Origin of the sequence: Micromonospora sp. NPDC005194, assembly GCF_040608335.1 — a bacterium.
Taxonomy (GTDB): Bacteria; Actinomycetota; Actinomycetes; order Mycobacteriales; family Micromonosporaceae; genus Micromonospora.
Genome location: NZ_JBEXIA010000032.1, coordinates 1 through 14,761 on the forward strand (window position 1 = coordinate 1; position 14,761 = coordinate 14,761).

A 14,761-nucleotide genomic window follows, 5' to 3' on the forward strand; every position below is an offset into this window, starting at 1 on the left:
GCTGCCCGGTGCCGGCTCGGGTCGGCTGCGTCGGCCGGTGACGGGTGTGGGCCCGGCCACCAGAAACGGTCCCCGAGCAGGAACGCCAGCGCCGGCACCAGGACCGTGCGGACCAGCAGCGTGTCCAGCAGGACGCCGATGCAGACGATGATGCCGATCTGCGTGAGCGTGATCAGCGGCAGCACACCGAGCACGGCGAACACCGCGGCGAGCAGCACTCCGGCGCTGGTGATCACACCTCCGGTGACCCGCAACGCGGACAACATCCCGGCGCGGGTGCCCGTGCTGCGGGCGTCCTCCCGAGCACGGGTGACCAGGAAGATGTTGTAGTCCACGCCGAGGGCGACCAGGAACACGAAGGCCAGCAGCAGCACGCCGCTGTCGAGCGCCGGGAAATCGAGCACGTGGTCGAAGAGCAGCCACGCGGCACCGAGGCTGGCGAAGAACGACGCGATCACGGTGAGCACCAGCAGCACCGGCGCCAGCAGACCCCGCAGCAGCAGCACGAGCACCGCGCCGACGAGCAGCAGGATGATCGGCAGGATCAACCGCAGGTCGCGGTCGTTGGCCTGTTCGGAGTCGTACGTGGCGGCCACCGAACCACCGACGATCGCCCCGGCGGGCGCGTCGGCGCCGGCGACGGCCGGGGGAGCGGAGCCGGGAACGGCGGCGACCGCGTCGCGCAGCGCCTCGATCGTGCGGTCCGAGGCGGTCGTGCCGGGTTCGGCGTCCAGCACCACGTCGACCTGGGCGACGGCCTCGCCGGCGTCGCCGGGTCGCGCGGAGGCGACGCCGGGAACGGCGGCGGCGACGTCGGTGACCGCCCGCACCGCCGCCGGGGTGGTGAGCACGGCCACCGGTTGGGTGCTGCCGGCGGGGAACGCCCGGGCCAGGGTCTGCGCGCCGGTCACCGCCTCGGGCTGGGCCCGGAACTGCTCGGTCTCGGACAGGCCGGTGCGGATCCCGAGCCCACCGAGCGCCAGGCCGCCGAGCAGCAGGGTGGCCAGCACCGCGACGACCACCGGACGGCGTTGCACGGCACTGCCGAGCCGACCCCAGAGCCGGCCCTCGCGCACCGGGCCGCCGACGCGGGGTACGAAGGGCCAGAACAGCCCGCGACCGAAGAGCACCAGCACGGCGGGGAGCACGAACAGCGCCGAGAGCATGGCGAAGACCACACCGGCGGCGCAGGCCACGGCCAGTGCCCGGTTCGTCTCCTGCTCGCTGAGCAGCAGGGTGAGCACACCGAGCACCACGGTTCCGCCGCTGGCCAGGATGGGCTCCGCGGTACGCCGCAGGGCGGCGCGCATCGCCGCGAAGCGGTTCTCCTCGCGCCGCAGCTCCTCCCGGTAGCGGGCGATGAGCAGCAGGGCGTAGTCGGTGGCGGCGCCGAAGACCAGCACGCTGGCGATGCCGGTGACCTGGCCCTCTTGGAGGTTGATGCCGACGGCCGGCACGATCGTGTCCACCGCGCGCAGGGTGAGCTGCTCGGTCGCCGCGACCACGAGCAGCGGAACGATCCACAGGAACGGACTGCGGTACGTGATCAGCAGCAGCAACGCGACCACGGCGGCGGTCACCGCGAGCAGGGTGACGTCGGCGCCCTCGAAGACGGACGACAGATCCGCGGTGAAGGCGGGGGCGCCGGTGACCTCGGCGGCCAGCCCGTCGGGCAGGTCCGCGAGCGTGTCGCGCAGCTGGGTGACGGTCTCGGTGACCGCCTCCTGGCCGCCGGCGGTGTCCAGCGGCACGGCGACGAGCGCGACGGTGCCGTCCGGGGAGACCTGCGCAGGGCTGACCCGACCGCCCACCGCGAAGCGACCCAGGTCGCCGGAGCGGGCGGCGAGGGCGGCCCGGTCGGCCTCGTTCAACGCCGCACCGTCGCCCCGACTGACGACCACGATGGCCGGCTGGACGTCGCTGGACGGCAGCTGGTCCTGGAGGCGCTGCACCTGGGTCGACTCCCACTGCACGGACAGGCCGGTGGCGGAGACCGGCGCCGGGTTGTCCGGTCGGGGTATCCCGAAGACGGCCGCGCCCACGACGAGCGCGGCGGCCACGGTGAGCCAGGCGGCCAGCCGGCCCCGCGCGACAGTGGTGAAGACAGACATCGGTGACCCCTAGATCTTTCGAGAGTCGAGTATCTTGATAGACGAGATTATCGGCGGCTGTTCTATGCTGCAACCCGGGGACCGACGACGGGGAGAAGCGGCGCGAGGTGGCGACTCACGGCATGTACCGGCGGCGCGACACGCGCCGCGATCAGCTGGTCGCGGAGATCACCAACAACCTCCGGCGGTACGCGGTGGACGCCCAGCAGGTCGGCCACGCCTTCGCCAACCTGCACGGCCTCAACCCGACCGACCTGAACGCGCTGATCGCGGTCATGGACGCCGAGCTGTTCGGTGACCCGATCACCCCCGGCCGCCTCGGCGAGCAGCTCAACCTGTCGTCCGGGTCGGTCACCGCCCTGATCGACCGGCTGGAGCGGGCCGGGCACATCCGCCGGGACCGGGACACCGTCGACCGACGCAAGGTGCTGCTGCACTACGCCGACCAGGGCGCCGCGCTGGCCATGGAGTTCTTCCGGCCGCTGGGCGCCCGCACCGACACGGTGATGGACCGCTTCGGCGAGGACGAGCTGGAGGTGGTGCACCGGTTCCTGGCGGAGATGGGCGAGTCGCTGCGGGCGCACCGCGACGCGGTCCGCGCCGCCCGGCCCGAGCCGCCCCGCCGGACGACGGGCTGAGCGTGCCGGGCCGGCTCGTCGCCCGCCTCGCCGCTGCCGCGCTGCGGCTGCCCGCCGTGCGCCCCGGCCCGGTGCGGGTCACCCGCGACATCCCGATCCGGGTACGTGACGGCGTCGTGCTGCGGACCGACCACTACGCCCCGGCCGACCGGTCCGCCCCGACCGTGCTGATCCGCACCCCGTACGGGCGGGGCGGGCCGTTGCGGCTGCTCGGCCGGTTGCTCGCCGCGCGCGGTCGACACGCGGTGATCCAATCCTGCCGGGGCACGGGCGGCTCCGGTGGCACGTTCGCCCCACTGGTGCACGAGCGCGACGACGGGGTGGACACCCTGGACTGGCTGCGCCGCCAGCCCTGGTGGTCCGGAGCGCTCGGCATGTTCGGCGTCAGCTACCAGGGCTTCGCCCAGTGGGCGCTGGCCGCCGACGCCGGCGAGGACCTGCGCGCGATGGTCGCGGTGGTGACCGCGTCGTCCACCCGGGACTCGACGTACGCGGGGGAGTCGTTCGCCCTGGACACCGTGCTGACCTGGGCCGAGCTGCTGCACGCCCAGACCGTGTCGAGGCTGGCCCGGCAGTGGGAACTCAAGCGTGGGCAGCCCCGCTTGGCTGCCGCACTGGATCACCTGCCGCTGGCCGGAGCGGACCGGGTCGCCACCGGCGTCACCATCCCGTTCTTTCAGGAGTGGCTGCGCCATCCCGACGCCGCGTACTGGAAGGGCCGGGTCTTCGCCGACCGGGTGGCCCGCGTGCGCGCACCCGTGGTCATGGTCACCGGCTGGCACGACATCTTCCTGCCCGCCCAGCTCGACGACCACGCCACCCTGCGCGCCGCGGGCGCCCGGCCGCGGCTGGTGATCGGCCCGTGGACGCACGGCAGCCCCGGTCTGTTCGTGGCCGCGTTGCGCGAGGGGCTGGCCTGGCTGGACGAGCACCTGGGCGGGTCTGCGGCCGACGAGCGGCGGCCCACCGAGGTGTCCCGCGGGGCCCCGGTCCGGCTGCACGTGGGCGGTCCCGACGGCGGCTGGCGGGACCTGCCGGACTGGCCACCACCGGCCACCGACACCCCGTGGCACCTGCACCCGGGAGGCGAGCTGGCGATCCGCCCGCCGAACCCCTCGGCCCCGGACGAGTTCCGGTACGACCCGGCCGACCCCACCCCGTCGCTCGGTGGCCCGCTGCTGGTCGCCAAGCGGGCCGGCCCGGTGGACAACCGGCACGTCGAGGCCCGGCCCGACGTCCTGACGTACACCAGCGCTCCGCTCACCGAGCCGGTAGAGGTGATCGGCGGCGTACGCGCGGAGATCCACGTCCGCAGCGAGCTCGCGTACCTGGACGTCTACGTCCGGCTGTGCGATGTGGACCGGCGAGGGCGCTCTCGCAACGTGTGCGACGGACTGGTCCGGGTCGCACCCGGCCGGTTCGCCCTCGACGGGTCCGGGGCGCTGCGGGTGCCGGTGCCGCTCTGGCCGACCGCGTACCGGTTCGCGGCCGGGCACCGACTGCGCGTCCAGGTCGCGGGCGGCGCCCACCCGCGCTGGGCGCGCAACCCGGGCAGTGGGGAACCCCTCGGCACGGCCGTTACGCTGCGTGCCGGCTGGCGGCAGGTTCTGCACGATCCGGCGCATCCCTCGGCGCTGTGGCTGCCGATCGTCCACACTGCCCCGCGCAGCATCTGAAACGAAGATACCCCATCTGAGCTGGGCGTTCATGTTTTGTGCGGGCTATGGTTGGGTCAACGCCCGGCGCCGTGCACCAGTAGGCCGGGCTCGCCTGAAGCCCAGCACCGCGTACGCGGTGTGACGTCATGTCCGGCCCCCGTCAATCGGAAGGGGGCCCCATGACCCGGGCTCCGGCGAACCTGTTTGCCGTCCGAAGTCTCCTTCTCACGCACCTCAACGTCGACCCGAACACCGTTCGCGACGCCGACCTGGAACCGGCGGAGGTCGGGATCGTCGGTGACGCGGCCCACCGGGGCGGCTACCACTGCGGATCGGACCGGGTGGTGACCAACGACTACTCGGTGGTGGAGTCGTCGCGGGACCGCAACGGTCTGACCCTCGACGCGGCGGCGCTCGACGTCGGCGGCTTCGAGGTCCGTTCCGGCGGACGTACGCACACCCTGCCCAGCTTCTCGCTCTGGTGTGTGGGTCAGTGCACCGCGAACGCGGCGGACACCCGGGACATCCGCGAGATCATCTACAGCCCCGACGGTACGACCGTGAAGCGGTGGGACCGGCTCGGCAAGCGCACCAGCGGCGACAGCTCGCACCGCTGGCACACCCACTTCAGCTTCTTCCGTGACGTCATCAAGGCCGGCCGTGACCAGCGGCCACTGTTCCGCCGCTACCTCAGCTCCATCGGACTCCTGGAGGACGACGACATGACCCCCGAAGAACACAACTGGCTGGCCACCGTCCACAAGAACCTGACCGTGCTCGACGGTCGTAACCCGATCGGTCAGGTCTACCTGCGCCTGGCCGAGGGGCGGGACGACACCGGAGCGCCGGTGACCGGCCACCCGAACCTCAAGAGCCTCGGCGTGCAGATCACCGCCATCCAGACGGCGCTGAACACGCTGGCCGGGCGCGACTTCACCGATGAACCGGCGATCATCGCGGGCGTGCTGGCCGGCCTGACGCCGGAGAAGATCGCCGCGGCCCTCCCGCCTTCCATCGCCAAGCAGGTCGCCGACGAACTGGCCCGCCGGCTCGTCGCCTGAGCGAGGGGCGGCTCGTCCCCACCGGGCCGCCCCTCCCCACCACTATCCGCAAGAACGATTGGGCAATAGTCGTTGCGCAACTGCCATTGCGGATGCGATGCTCGGGCCATGGACACACCCGACGTACGCCAGGTCACCGACTCGCGAGTGCTGGCCGCCATGGCCCACCCGCTGCGCCGCCGACTGATGGACGTGCTCAAGGTGCACGGCCCGTCGACCGTCGGCCTGCTCGCCGAACGCACCGACCAGGCGCCGGCGAACGTCAGCCACCACCTCAAGGTGCTCGCCGCCGCCGACCTCGTCACCGAGGCTCCCGAGCTGGCCCGCGACCGCCGCGAACGGTGGTGGCAGCTCGTCACCCGGGGAGTGCGCTGGTCCAACGCCGACTTCGACGCCGACCCGGCGGCCCGGGCCGTCGCCGACGCCGCCACCTCACTCAACCTGGACCGGCACGTCTCCCTGGCGCGCGCCTGGCACGCCAGCGACGAGTCGGCGCAGGCCGCCTGGGCCGACGCGCCGTTCTCGACGGACAAGTGGCTGCACCTCACGCCCGAGGAACTGGCCGAGCTGAGCCGCGAGATGATCGGCCTGCTGGATCGCTGGGCGGCCCGACAGCTGCCCGACGACGGCCGCGAACGCCAGCCCGTCTTCGTGTTCGTCCACGGCGTACCGGCCCGGCCGTGACGGCGGCCACCCGCACCGACCCGAGCCCGCTCCGACCGGCCGGCGGGCTGCTGCGGCATCGCGACTTCCGCCTGCTCTGGGCCGGGCAGACGGTCAGCAGCATCGGCAGCAACGTCACCACTGTCGCGCTGCCCCTGGTGGCGGTCGCCGTGCTCGACGCCGGCACCTTCCAGGTGGCGGTCCTCACCGCCGCGGCCTGGCTGCCCTGGCTGCTGATCGGCCTCCCGGCCGGCGCGTGGGTGGACCGGCTGCCACGCCGGCCCCTGATGGTGGTCTGCGACCTGCTCTGCGCCCTGGCGTTCCTCAGCGTGCCGGTGACCGCCGCCCTGGGCCACCTCACCGTCGAGCAGTTGCTGCTTGTGGCGCTCGGCGCCGGCGCCGCACGGGTCTTCTTCGAGACCGCCGACCAGGTCTACCTGCCGGTGCTGCTGCGGCCCGAGCAACTGCCCGAGGGAAACGCGAAACTACAGGCCACGCAGACCGTGAGTTACGTCGTCGGGCCCGGCATCGCGGGCCTGATCGCCCAGCTCACCGGGGCGGTCGCCGCGTTGCTGCTGGACGCGCTGACGTTCCTGTTCTCGGCGGTCCTTCTGCTGCGCATCCGCACCGCCGAGCCGCGCCCCGCCCGGCCGGACCGGTCCCGGTCGCTGCGTCGGGACATCGTCGAGGGACTGCGCTTCGTCATCCGCGACCCGTACCTGCGGGTGCTGACCGTCTTCGGCGCGGCCAGCAACATCGGTCTGACCGGCTACCAGGCGGTCCTGGTGGTGTTCCTGGTGCGTGAGCTGCGGCTCGCACCGGGCCTGGTGGGCGTGCTGGTCGGAGTGATGAGCGCCGGGGGAATCATCGGCGCGCTGCTCGCCACCGCCCTGGCCCGCCGGTGTGGCACCGCGCGCGCCATGCTCATCGGGGCAGCGCTAACCGGCCCGCCCGCCCTGCTCATCCCGTTGGCCGCACCCGGCGTCGGGCTGGTCTGGCCGGCCCTCGGCGGCGTGCTGATCGGCCTCGGAGTGGCCATCGGCAACGTGGTCAAGGGCGCCTTCCGGCAGACGTACACACCGCACCACCTGCTCGGCCGCGTGACGGTGAGCATGCACCTGCTCAACTTCGGTGCCATCCCGCTGGCGGCCGTGCTGGCCGGAGCCCTCGGCACGCGCTACGGCGTTGGCACGGCGATCGGCGTGATGACCGCCTGGTTGGCGATCACCCCGCTGATCATGCTGATAGGGCCGCTCCGGGGGCGGCGGGACCTGCCCGCCGCCCCGGCAGCGTCTTGAGTGCACTGCGACGGCGGCCGGGGACCGACCGCCGTCACCGGCACGGAACTACATCGGGCGGACGTTGTCCGCCTGCGGGCCCTTCTGGCCCTGGGTCACCTCGAACTCGACCTTCTGGCCCTCGTTGAGCTCGCGGTAGCCGCTCGAAGCGATGGCGGAGTAGTGGACGAACACGTCCGGCCCTCCACCGTCCTGCTCGATGAAGCCGAAGCCCTTTTCCGAGTTGAACCACTTAACCGTGCCGGTTGCCATGCATCTCTCCCTGTTCAAAGCGGCGGACCACCGGCCTGTGGCCGATGGTCGCCCGTACCTGTTCGACAGTAGCGGGCGAAGCCGCGATCTGCCGGCCGAAGTGCCGTAGGTGTTTACTCGAACTCAGATGAACTCTGTGCGCGCCGGCACGCGAAAGCCGCCCCGACCACCCTCCGCTACGGCATGCTTGCGCCGATGAGGGGTGCCGCAGCCACTGCGCTGTCCGAGCTGGAGCGCGAGATCGACGCGCCCGGTTCCGGCCTGGACCGGCTTCAACTGGTGCCCACCCCGTTCGTCCCGGAGGTGCGGCTGCACCTCGCCGAGGACGCGATCGTCTGGTGGGCCCGGATGGAGGCGCTCGCCGGTCACGCCCTGCCACCGCCGTACTGGGCCTCCGCCTGGGCCGGCGGCCAGGCCCTGGCCCGGCACCTGCTGGACCATCCGGAGCTGGCCGCCGGACGCCGCGTCCTCGACCTCGCCGCCGGCTCGGGTCTGGTGGCCATCGCCGCCGCGCTGGCCGGCGCCGCCGACGTCGTCGCCAACGACATCGACCCGTACGCCGTGGCGGCCATCATCGTCAACGCGCGCGCCAACCGGGTCACCATCGACGCCAGCGGGGACGACCTGCTCGACAGCGTCGGCGTCGACGCCGATCTGGTGGTCGCCGGGGACGTGTTCTACAGCCGCCCGATGGCCGAGAGGATGCTGCCGTTCCTGCGACGGGCCGTCGCCTCCGGCGCCGAGGTGCTGGTCGGGGACCCCGGCCGGGGGCACCTGCCCGCGGACGGGCTGCGGGTGCTGGCCGACTATCCGGTGCCCACCACCGAGCCGTCGGTGGACTCGTCGCTGCGCCGGGTGCAGGTGCTGCGACCCGCGTGACGCGCGGGCCCTCTCAGGGGCGACCCCGAGGCGGATACCAGGGGGCGCTGGGGGCTGTGACCTGATGTCCGCGGGGGTGCGGCGGCCATAGCGTACGAGGCATGACGCAATGGCTGGCCCAGGTCGGAGAACTGCCCATCCTGGTGCTGATGGGCGCGCTCGGGCTGGTCATGCTCTTCGACGCCGTACCGTTGCTGGGTGTGCTGATCCCCGGTGACGTGGCGATCCTGGCCGCGGTCGGGGTGGGCCGCCCGGCCACCGGGCTGGCCACCTTCGCCGCGGTGCTGGCCGGCTGCCTGGCGGGCTGGTCGCTGAGTTTCCTGGTCGGTCGCCGCTACGCCGAACGCCTGCGTCACAGCCGGATCGGGGGCTGGATCGGTGAGTCGCGCTGGAGCGCGGCGGAGGGGATCCTCAGCCACGGCGGTGGCCGGATGATGATGATCGCGCCGTTCCTGCCGGTGTTCAACGCGCTGCTGCCACTGGCCGCCGGCGGGCTGCGGATGTCGTACCGCCGGTTCCTCGGCTGCGCGACCCTCGGCGCGGCGGCCTGGGCCGGTCTCTACCTGGCGCTGGGCACCGCGTCGCGGTCGCTGGCCGGGCTGCTGCCGGGGGCGCCGAGCCCGCTGCTGGTGACCATGGGGGTGGGGCTGGCGCTGGCGTTCGTGGTGCTGGTGGGGGCGCGGCGGCGGTTCGCTGTTCTTGCTGGTTGAGCTGGTTGGGCTGTTGCTGGTTGGGCCTGGCGTGGTTGCGGTGGGGGTGCGGGGGCCTGCCGTGCCCGGCTCCGGGCGGTCAGGCTTGATCCCTGCGCCGGGCACGGCAGGCCCCCGCACCCGTCGTGGGGGCGGTTCGTCCGGTGGTGTCGCGATCCGCCGGTGGGTTGGATCTTCAGTGGTGTTTGGTCAGCGTTGGGTGACCATCGTTCGGGGCTTGGGGGTGGTGTTGGGGGGTTACCAGCCTCGGGCTCGCCACTGGGGGAGGGATGGGCGTTCTGCTCCCAGGGTGCTGTCCTTGCCGTGGCCGGGGTAGAACCAGGTGTCGTCCGACAGTTGGTCGAACAGCTTGTGCTCGACGTCGTCGATCAGCGCGGCGAAGCGCTGCGGGTCCTGATCCGTGTTGCCAACGCCGCCGGGAAAGAGGCTGTCGCCGGTGAACAGGTGGCCGGTGCCGCTCGGGTCGCGGTAGAGCAGCGCGATCGAACCCGGCGTGTGGCCCTTGATGTGGATGACCTCCAGCGCGCAGTCACCGACCGCCACGGTGTCGCCATCGGCCAGCTGCTCCGCCTCGATCGGCAGCCCGGCCGCGTCGTCGGCGTGCACGAGCGCCCGCGCGCCGGTCTTCGCGACCACCTCCTCCAGCGCCACCCAGTGGTCCATGTGCTGGTGGGTGGTCACCACGGCGGTCAGACCACCGTCGCCGATCAGCTCCAGCAGCCGGGGCGCCTCGTTGGCGGCGTCGATCAACACCTGGTCGCCGGTGCCGGTGCAGCGCAGCAGGTAGGCGTTGTTGTCCATCGGGCCCACCGACAGCTTGCTGATGGTGAGCCCGTCCAACTCCCGTACCGCCGGCGGGCCGCCGTGGGTGACATCTCCGCTGTAGGTCATGACGTGTCCATATCCGTTCCGGTGGAGTAGGCAGGGGGACCGTCGGGGTCGACGGCGAACGTGGCGGCCGGTGGTGTCGTCCGCCGCGCCCCCGAGCGGCAGCGGACCCGTGGTCACGCGTCGACCCTAGCGGGCCCGCGCCGCGCCGTCGTCGCGGAAATCGCTTTCGGCGCGTCGCCCCGCGCCCTACCGTCGGCCTCACAAGCGGCACCGGGACGTCGGACGGAGGTGGTGTTCATGCCGGACGTGGCACGCGTGTTCCGCCATCACCAGCTCGACACCGATGAGGATGCCATGACGATCGATCTGACCGCCCTCGGCTGGGACGCCGACCGGGCGGCGTACGCCGCCCGACGCGGCGAGCACCACCCCGGCCGGGTGGCCCGGGTGGACCGGGGGGTCTGCACGGTGCTCACCGCCGGCGGCCCGGTCCGGGCCAGCCTCGGCCCGTCCGTGCTGGCCGCCGCCGTCCAGGACCCCTCGGCACTGCCCTGCGCGGGGGACTGGGTGCTGCTCACGCACTGGCCGGACCGCCGGATCACCGTGGCGGCCGTGCTGCCCCGGCGGGCCGCGCTGATCCGCCGTACCGCCGGCAAGGACGCCAGCGGCCAGGTGCTGGCCGCCAACCTCGACGCCGCCGCCGTGGTGGAGCCGGTGCACCCGGAGCCGGATGTCGGCCGCATCGAGCGGCTGCTCTCCCTGGTCCACGAGTCCGGGGCCCGGCCGCTCGTGGTGCTGACGAAGGCCGACCTCGCGGCCGACCCGGCCGCGCTGGCCCGCCAGCTCGCCGTGATCGCCCCCGGTGTGCCGGTGCTGTCGGTCAGCGCCGAGCGCGGCACGGGGCTGGACCCGCTGCGCGCCGAGGTCGCGCCGGGTCGCACGCTGGGGCTGCTCGGGCCGTCCGGCGCCGGCAAGTCGAGCCTGGTCAACGCGCTCGCCGGCGCGGTGATGATGCCGACCCAGGCGATCCGTCGGGTCGACGGCAAGGGCCGGCACACCACCACGTGGCGGGCCCTGGTGCCGATCCCGAACGGCGGCGCCGTCATCGACACACCCGGCGTACGGGCGGTCGGCCTGCTCGACGGCGTGGCCGGGCTGGACCGGGCGTTCGCCGACATCGCCGGGCTGGCCGAGGGCTGTCGGTACGCCGACTGTCGGCACGACGGCGAACCGGCCTGCGCGGTCCGCGACGCGTTGCGGACCGGTGAGCTGTCCACCCGTCGGTGGGAGAGCTGGCGGCGTCTGCAGTCGGAGGTCACCCACGAGAGCCGGCGGCGCGAGGCGCGGCTGGCCGCCGAGCGGCGCGGCGGGTGGCGATCGGCGCGGCGTCGGGCGGCCCGGCCGCCGTCGCCCGGAGGTTACTGACGGGCGGTCGTGCGTGGCGCGGCCGACCGGGCTGAGCTGGGGGAATGTGCGGGCGGGGAAAACTGTCACACCTCGGGGCTAGAGTTGCCGAGGCGTGTTTTCCGCGCCCGCACGACCGCTCGAAATCCCCCAGAGCGGGACAGATCCTTCGCTTCGTCTTCTCCCGGGAGTACACGCACTGTGGCCGACCGACTGATCATCCGTGGCGCGCGCGAGCACAACCTGCGTGACGTCAGTCTCGACCTGCCCCGGGACGCTCTCATCGTGTTCACCGGGCTGTCCGGGTCGGGCAAGTCGAGCCTGGCCTTCGACACGATCTTCGCCGAGGGGCAGCGTCGCTACGTCGAGTCGCTCTCCTCGTACGCCCGGCAGTTCCTCGGGCAGATGGACAAGCCCGACGTCGACTTCATCGAGGGGCTGAGCCCGGCCGTCTCGATCGACCAGAAGTCCACCTCGCGCAACCCGCGCTCGACCGTCGGCACCATCACCGAGGTCTACGACTACCTGCGGCTGCTCTTCGCCCGCATCGGTGAGCCGCACTGCCCGGTCTGCGGCGAGCGGATCTCCCGGCAGAGCCCGCAGCAGATCGTCGACCGGGTCCTCGCGATGGCCGAGGGCACCAAGTTCATGGTGCTCGCGCCGGTGATCCGCGGCCGCAAGGGCGAGTACGTCGACCTCTTCGCCGAGCTGCAGGCCAAGGGCTACGCCCGGGCCCGCGTCGACGGCGTGGTGCACCCGCTGACCGAGCCGCCGAAGCTCAAGAAGCAGGAGAAGCACACCATCGAGGTGGTGATCGACCGGCTCACCGTCAAGCCGAGCGCCAAGCAGCGGCTGACCGACTCGGTCGAGGCCGCGCTGGGCCTGTCCAGCGGGCTGGTCCTGCTCGACTTCGTCGACCTGCCGGAGGACGACCAGGACCGGGAGCGCCGCTACTCCGAGCACCTGGCCTGCCCCAACGACCACCCGCTGGCCATCGAGGATCTCGAGCCTCGGGTCTTCTCCTTCAACGCGCCGTACGGCGCCTGCCCGGAGTGCACCGGCCTGGGCACCAAGAAGGAGGTCGACCCGGAGCTGCTGGTCCCCGACCCGGAGCGCAGCCTGCGCGAGGGCGCCATCCAGCCCTGGTCCACCGGGCACAACCTGGAATACTTCCTGCGCCTGCTGGAGGCGCTCGGCGAGGCCCAGCACTTCGACGTCGACACCCCGTGGCGGGCGCTGCCGGCGCGGGCGCAGAAGACGATCCTGCACGGCTCCGACGACCAGGTGCACGTGCGCTACCGCAACAAGTACGGTCGCGAGCGCTCCTACTACACCGGGTTCGAGGGCGTGGTGCAGTGGATCGAGCGCCGGCACTCCGACACCGAGTCCGAGTGGTCCCGCGACAAGTACGAGGGCTACATGCGCGACGTGCCGTGCGCGGCGTGCGGCGGCGCCCGGCTCAAGCCCGAGGTGCTCGCGGTCACCCTCGCCGGCAAGAGCATCGCCGAGGTCTGCAACCTGTCGGTGGGGGAGTGCGCCGACCTGCTCGCCGGCATCGAGCTGACCGACCGGCAGAAGATGATCGCCGAGCGCGTCCTCAAGGAGATCAACGCCCGGCTGCGGTTCCTGCTCGACGTCGGCCTGGACTACCTCTCGCTGGACCGGCCGGCCGGCACGCTGTCCGGCGGCGAGGCGCAGCGCATCCGGCTGGCCACCCAGATCGGCTCCGGCCTGGTCGGCGTGCTCTACGTGCTCGACGAGCCGTCGATCGGTCTGCACCAGCGCGACAACCATCGGCTGATCGAGACCCTGATCCGGCTGCGCGGTCTGGGCAACACGCTGATCGTGGTGGAGCACGACGAGGACACCATCCGCGTCGCCGACTGGATCGTCGACATCGGGCCCGGCGCTGGCGAGCACGGCGGCAAGATCGTGCACAGCGGCTCGGTGCCGGCCCTGCTGAAGAACAAGGAGTCGATCACCGGGGCGTACCTGTCGGGGCGCCGGTCGATCCCGACACCGACGGGCCGCCGCCCGCAGGATCCGGCCCGCGAGCTGGTGGTGCACGGCGCGCGCGAGCACAACCTGCGCAACCTGACCGTCTCGTTCCCGCTGGGCCAGCTCATCGCGGTCACCGGGGTCAGCGGCTCGGGCAAGTCGACGCTGGTCAACGACATCCTGTACGCCGTGCTGGCCAACCAGATCAACGGCGCTCGGCTGGTGCCCGGCCGGCACACCCGGGTCTCCGGTCTGGAGCACGTGGACAAGGTCGTCGGTGTGGACCAGTCGCCGATCGGCCGTACCCCGCGCTCCAACCCGGCCACCTACACGGGGGTCTGGGACCACGTCCGCAAGCTCTTCGCCGAGACCACCGAGGCCAAGGTCCGGGGGTACGGGCCGGGCCGGTTCTCGTTCAACGTCAAGGGCGGTCGCTGTGAGGCGTGCTCCGGCGACGGCACCATCAAGATCGAGATGAACTTCCTGCCCGACGTGTACGTCCCCTGCGAGGTCTGCAAGGGCGCCCGGTACAACCGGGAGACCCTGGAGGTGCACTACAAGGGCAAGACCGTCTCGGACGTGCTGGAGATGCCGATCGAGGAGGCCGCGGAGTTCTTCTCCGCGATCCCGGCCATCCACCGGCACCTCAAGACGCTCGTCGACGTCGGCCTGGGGTACGTCCGCCTCGGGCAGCCCGCGCCGACCCTCTCCGGCGGCGAGGCGCAGCGGGTCAAGCTGGCCTCCGAGCTGCAGAAGCGCTCCACCGGGCGGACGGTCTACGTGCTCGACGAGCCGACCACCGGTCTGCACTTCGAGGACATCCGCAAGCTGCTGATGGTGCTCGAAGGGCTGGTCGACAAGGGCAACACGGTGATCACCATCGAGCACAACCTCGATGTGATCAAGACGGCCGACTGGCTGATCGACATGGGTCCGGAGGGCGGCCACCGGGGCGGCATGGTGCTCGCCACCGGCACCCCGGAGGAGGTCGCCGAGGTGCCCGAGAGCCACACCGGCCAGTTCCTGCGTCAGGTGCTCAAGCTCGACGGCGAGGCCAAGGGCGCGGCGGCGGCGACCACCCGCGCCGCCAAGGCCAACGGCGCCACCAAGACGCGGGCCAGCCGCAAGGTGCCGGCCGGCGCGCGCTGACCGCGACGCAACTCTTTCGGGGCGGGTCGGATGACGACCCGCCCCGACCCTTTTGCGGGGTGTCGCACCGATGCCGGGGTGAACTATCCGGCACAGTTGCCCGTGGAGA

Annotated in this window: 11 protein-coding genes and 1 pseudogene; 9 read left to right on the plus strand and 3 right to left on the minus strand. The window is 72.5% G+C overall.

Annotation, left to right across the window (positions count from 1 at the left end; translation table 11 throughout):
• Nucleotides 1-2,111 (minus strand): efflux RND transporter permease subunit (locus ABZU53_RS23885; RefSeq protein ID WP_355067586.1); only part of this gene is annotated, 2,111 nt, incomplete at its 3' end.
• 122 nt (nt 2,112-2,233) lie between these two features.
• On the opposite strand from ABZU53_RS23885, the gene ABZU53_RS23890 reads away from it, so the two are divergent.
• From ABZU53_RS23890 to ABZU53_RS23910, 5 genes are all read left to right on the plus strand, one after another.
• Nucleotides 2,234-2,749 carry a MarR family transcriptional regulator gene (locus ABZU53_RS23890; RefSeq protein ID WP_354861427.1) on the plus strand — a complete coding sequence of 172 codons (516 nt, stop codon included), beginning with the start codon at nt 2,234-2,236 and terminating at the stop codon, nt 2,747-2,749.
• Nucleotides 2,750-2,805: 56 nt separating this feature from the next.
• Complete coding sequence (locus ABZU53_RS23895) at nt 2,806-4,425, plus strand: CocE/NonD family hydrolase (RefSeq protein ID WP_355067647.1); 1,620 nt, start codon at nt 2,806-2,808, stop codon at nt 4,423-4,425.
• Between the two features lie 161 nt (nt 4,426-4,586).
• The gene (locus ABZU53_RS23900; protein WP_355067588.1) at nt 4,587-5,468 is read left to right on the plus strand and encodes a hypothetical protein; all 882 of its coding nucleotides are present in this window, start codon (nt 4,587-4,589) and stop codon (nt 5,466-5,468) included.
• Between the two features lie 108 nt (nt 5,469-5,576).
• Nucleotides 5,577-6,152: a metalloregulator ArsR/SmtB family transcription factor gene (locus ABZU53_RS23905; protein ID WP_355067590.1), complete on the plus strand. Its 576-nt coding sequence runs from the start codon at nt 5,577-5,579 to the stop codon at nt 6,150-6,152.
• Complete coding sequence (locus ABZU53_RS23910; RefSeq protein WP_355067592.1) at nt 6,149-7,429, plus strand: MFS transporter; 1,281 nt, start codon at nt 6,149-6,151, stop codon at nt 7,427-7,429. Before ABZU53_RS23905 ends, ABZU53_RS23910 begins: the two co-directional genes overlap by 4 nt.
• A gap of 48 nt (nt 7,430-7,477) precedes the next feature.
• On the opposite strand, the gene ABZU53_RS23915 is transcribed toward ABZU53_RS23910, so the two are convergent.
• Entirely contained in the window at nt 7,478-7,681 is a 204-nt protein-coding gene (locus ABZU53_RS23915) for a cold-shock protein (protein WP_007462771.1), read from the minus strand.
• Nucleotides 7,682-7,876: 195 nt separating this feature from the next.
• On the opposite strand from ABZU53_RS23915, the gene ABZU53_RS23920 reads away from it, so the two are divergent.
• Together ABZU53_RS23920 and ABZU53_RS23925 are read left to right on the plus strand one after the other, a co-directional pair.
• On the plus strand, nt 7,877-8,560 hold the full coding sequence (locus ABZU53_RS23920; RefSeq protein ID WP_354863203.1) for a 50S ribosomal protein L11 methyltransferase: 684 nt from the start codon (nt 7,877-7,879) through the stop codon (nt 8,558-8,560).
• Nucleotides 8,561-8,661: 101 nt separating this feature from the next.
• A pseudogene (locus ABZU53_RS23925) lies at nt 8,662-9,277 on the plus strand (VTT domain-containing protein); the annotation flags it as partial.
• A 230-nt stretch (nt 9,278-9,507) separates the two neighbouring features.
• Here the strand turns inward: ABZU53_RS23925 and ABZU53_RS23930 are convergent.
• Nucleotides 9,508-10,161 carry an MBL fold metallo-hydrolase gene (locus ABZU53_RS23930; protein WP_355067594.1) on the minus strand — a complete coding sequence of 218 codons (654 nt, stop codon included), beginning with the start codon at nt 10,159-10,161 and terminating at the stop codon, nt 9,508-9,510.
• A 294-nt stretch (nt 10,162-10,455) separates the two neighbouring features.
• On the opposite strand from ABZU53_RS23930, the gene rsgA reads away from it, so the two are divergent.
• Nucleotides 10,456-11,526, plus strand: a complete 1,071-nt coding sequence (rsgA, locus tag ABZU53_RS23935; RefSeq protein WP_354862803.1) for a ribosome small subunit-dependent GTPase A — start codon at nt 10,456-10,458, stop codon at nt 11,524-11,526.
• A 180-nt stretch (nt 11,527-11,706) separates the two neighbouring features.
• Complete coding sequence (gene uvrA / locus ABZU53_RS23940) at nt 11,707-14,652, plus strand: excinuclease ABC subunit UvrA (protein WP_355067596.1); 2,946 nt, start codon at nt 11,707-11,709, stop codon at nt 14,650-14,652.
• Nucleotides 14,653-14,761: the final 109 nt, after the last annotated feature.

Excerpts from the sequence above, each read along its gene's own strand:
- rsgA (WP_354862803.1), top strand. The coding sequence starts at position 10,456 with ATGACGATCGATCTGACCGCCCTCGGCTGGGACGCCGACCGGGCGGCG.
- ABZU53_RS23920 (WP_354863203.1), top strand. The coding sequence starts at position 7,877 with ATGAGGGGTGCCGCAGCCACTGCGCTGTCCGAGCTGGAGCGCGAGATC.
- ABZU53_RS23900 (WP_355067588.1), top strand. The coding sequence starts at position 4,587 with ATGACCCGGGCTCCGGCGAACCTGTTTGCCGTCCGAAGTCTCCTTCTC.
- ABZU53_RS23930 (WP_355067594.1), bottom strand. The coding sequence starts at position 10,161 with ATGACCTACAGCGGAGATGTCACCCACGGCGGCCCGCCGGCGGTACGG.
- ABZU53_RS23915 (WP_007462771.1), bottom strand. The coding sequence starts at position 7,681 with ATGGCAACCGGCACGGTTAAGTGGTTCAACTCGGAAAAGGGCTTCGGC.
- ABZU53_RS23890 (WP_354861427.1), top strand. The coding sequence starts at position 2,234 with ATGTACCGGCGGCGCGACACGCGCCGCGATCAGCTGGTCGCGGAGATC.
- ABZU53_RS23905 (WP_355067590.1), top strand. The coding sequence starts at position 5,577 with ATGGACACACCCGACGTACGCCAGGTCACCGACTCGCGAGTGCTGGCC.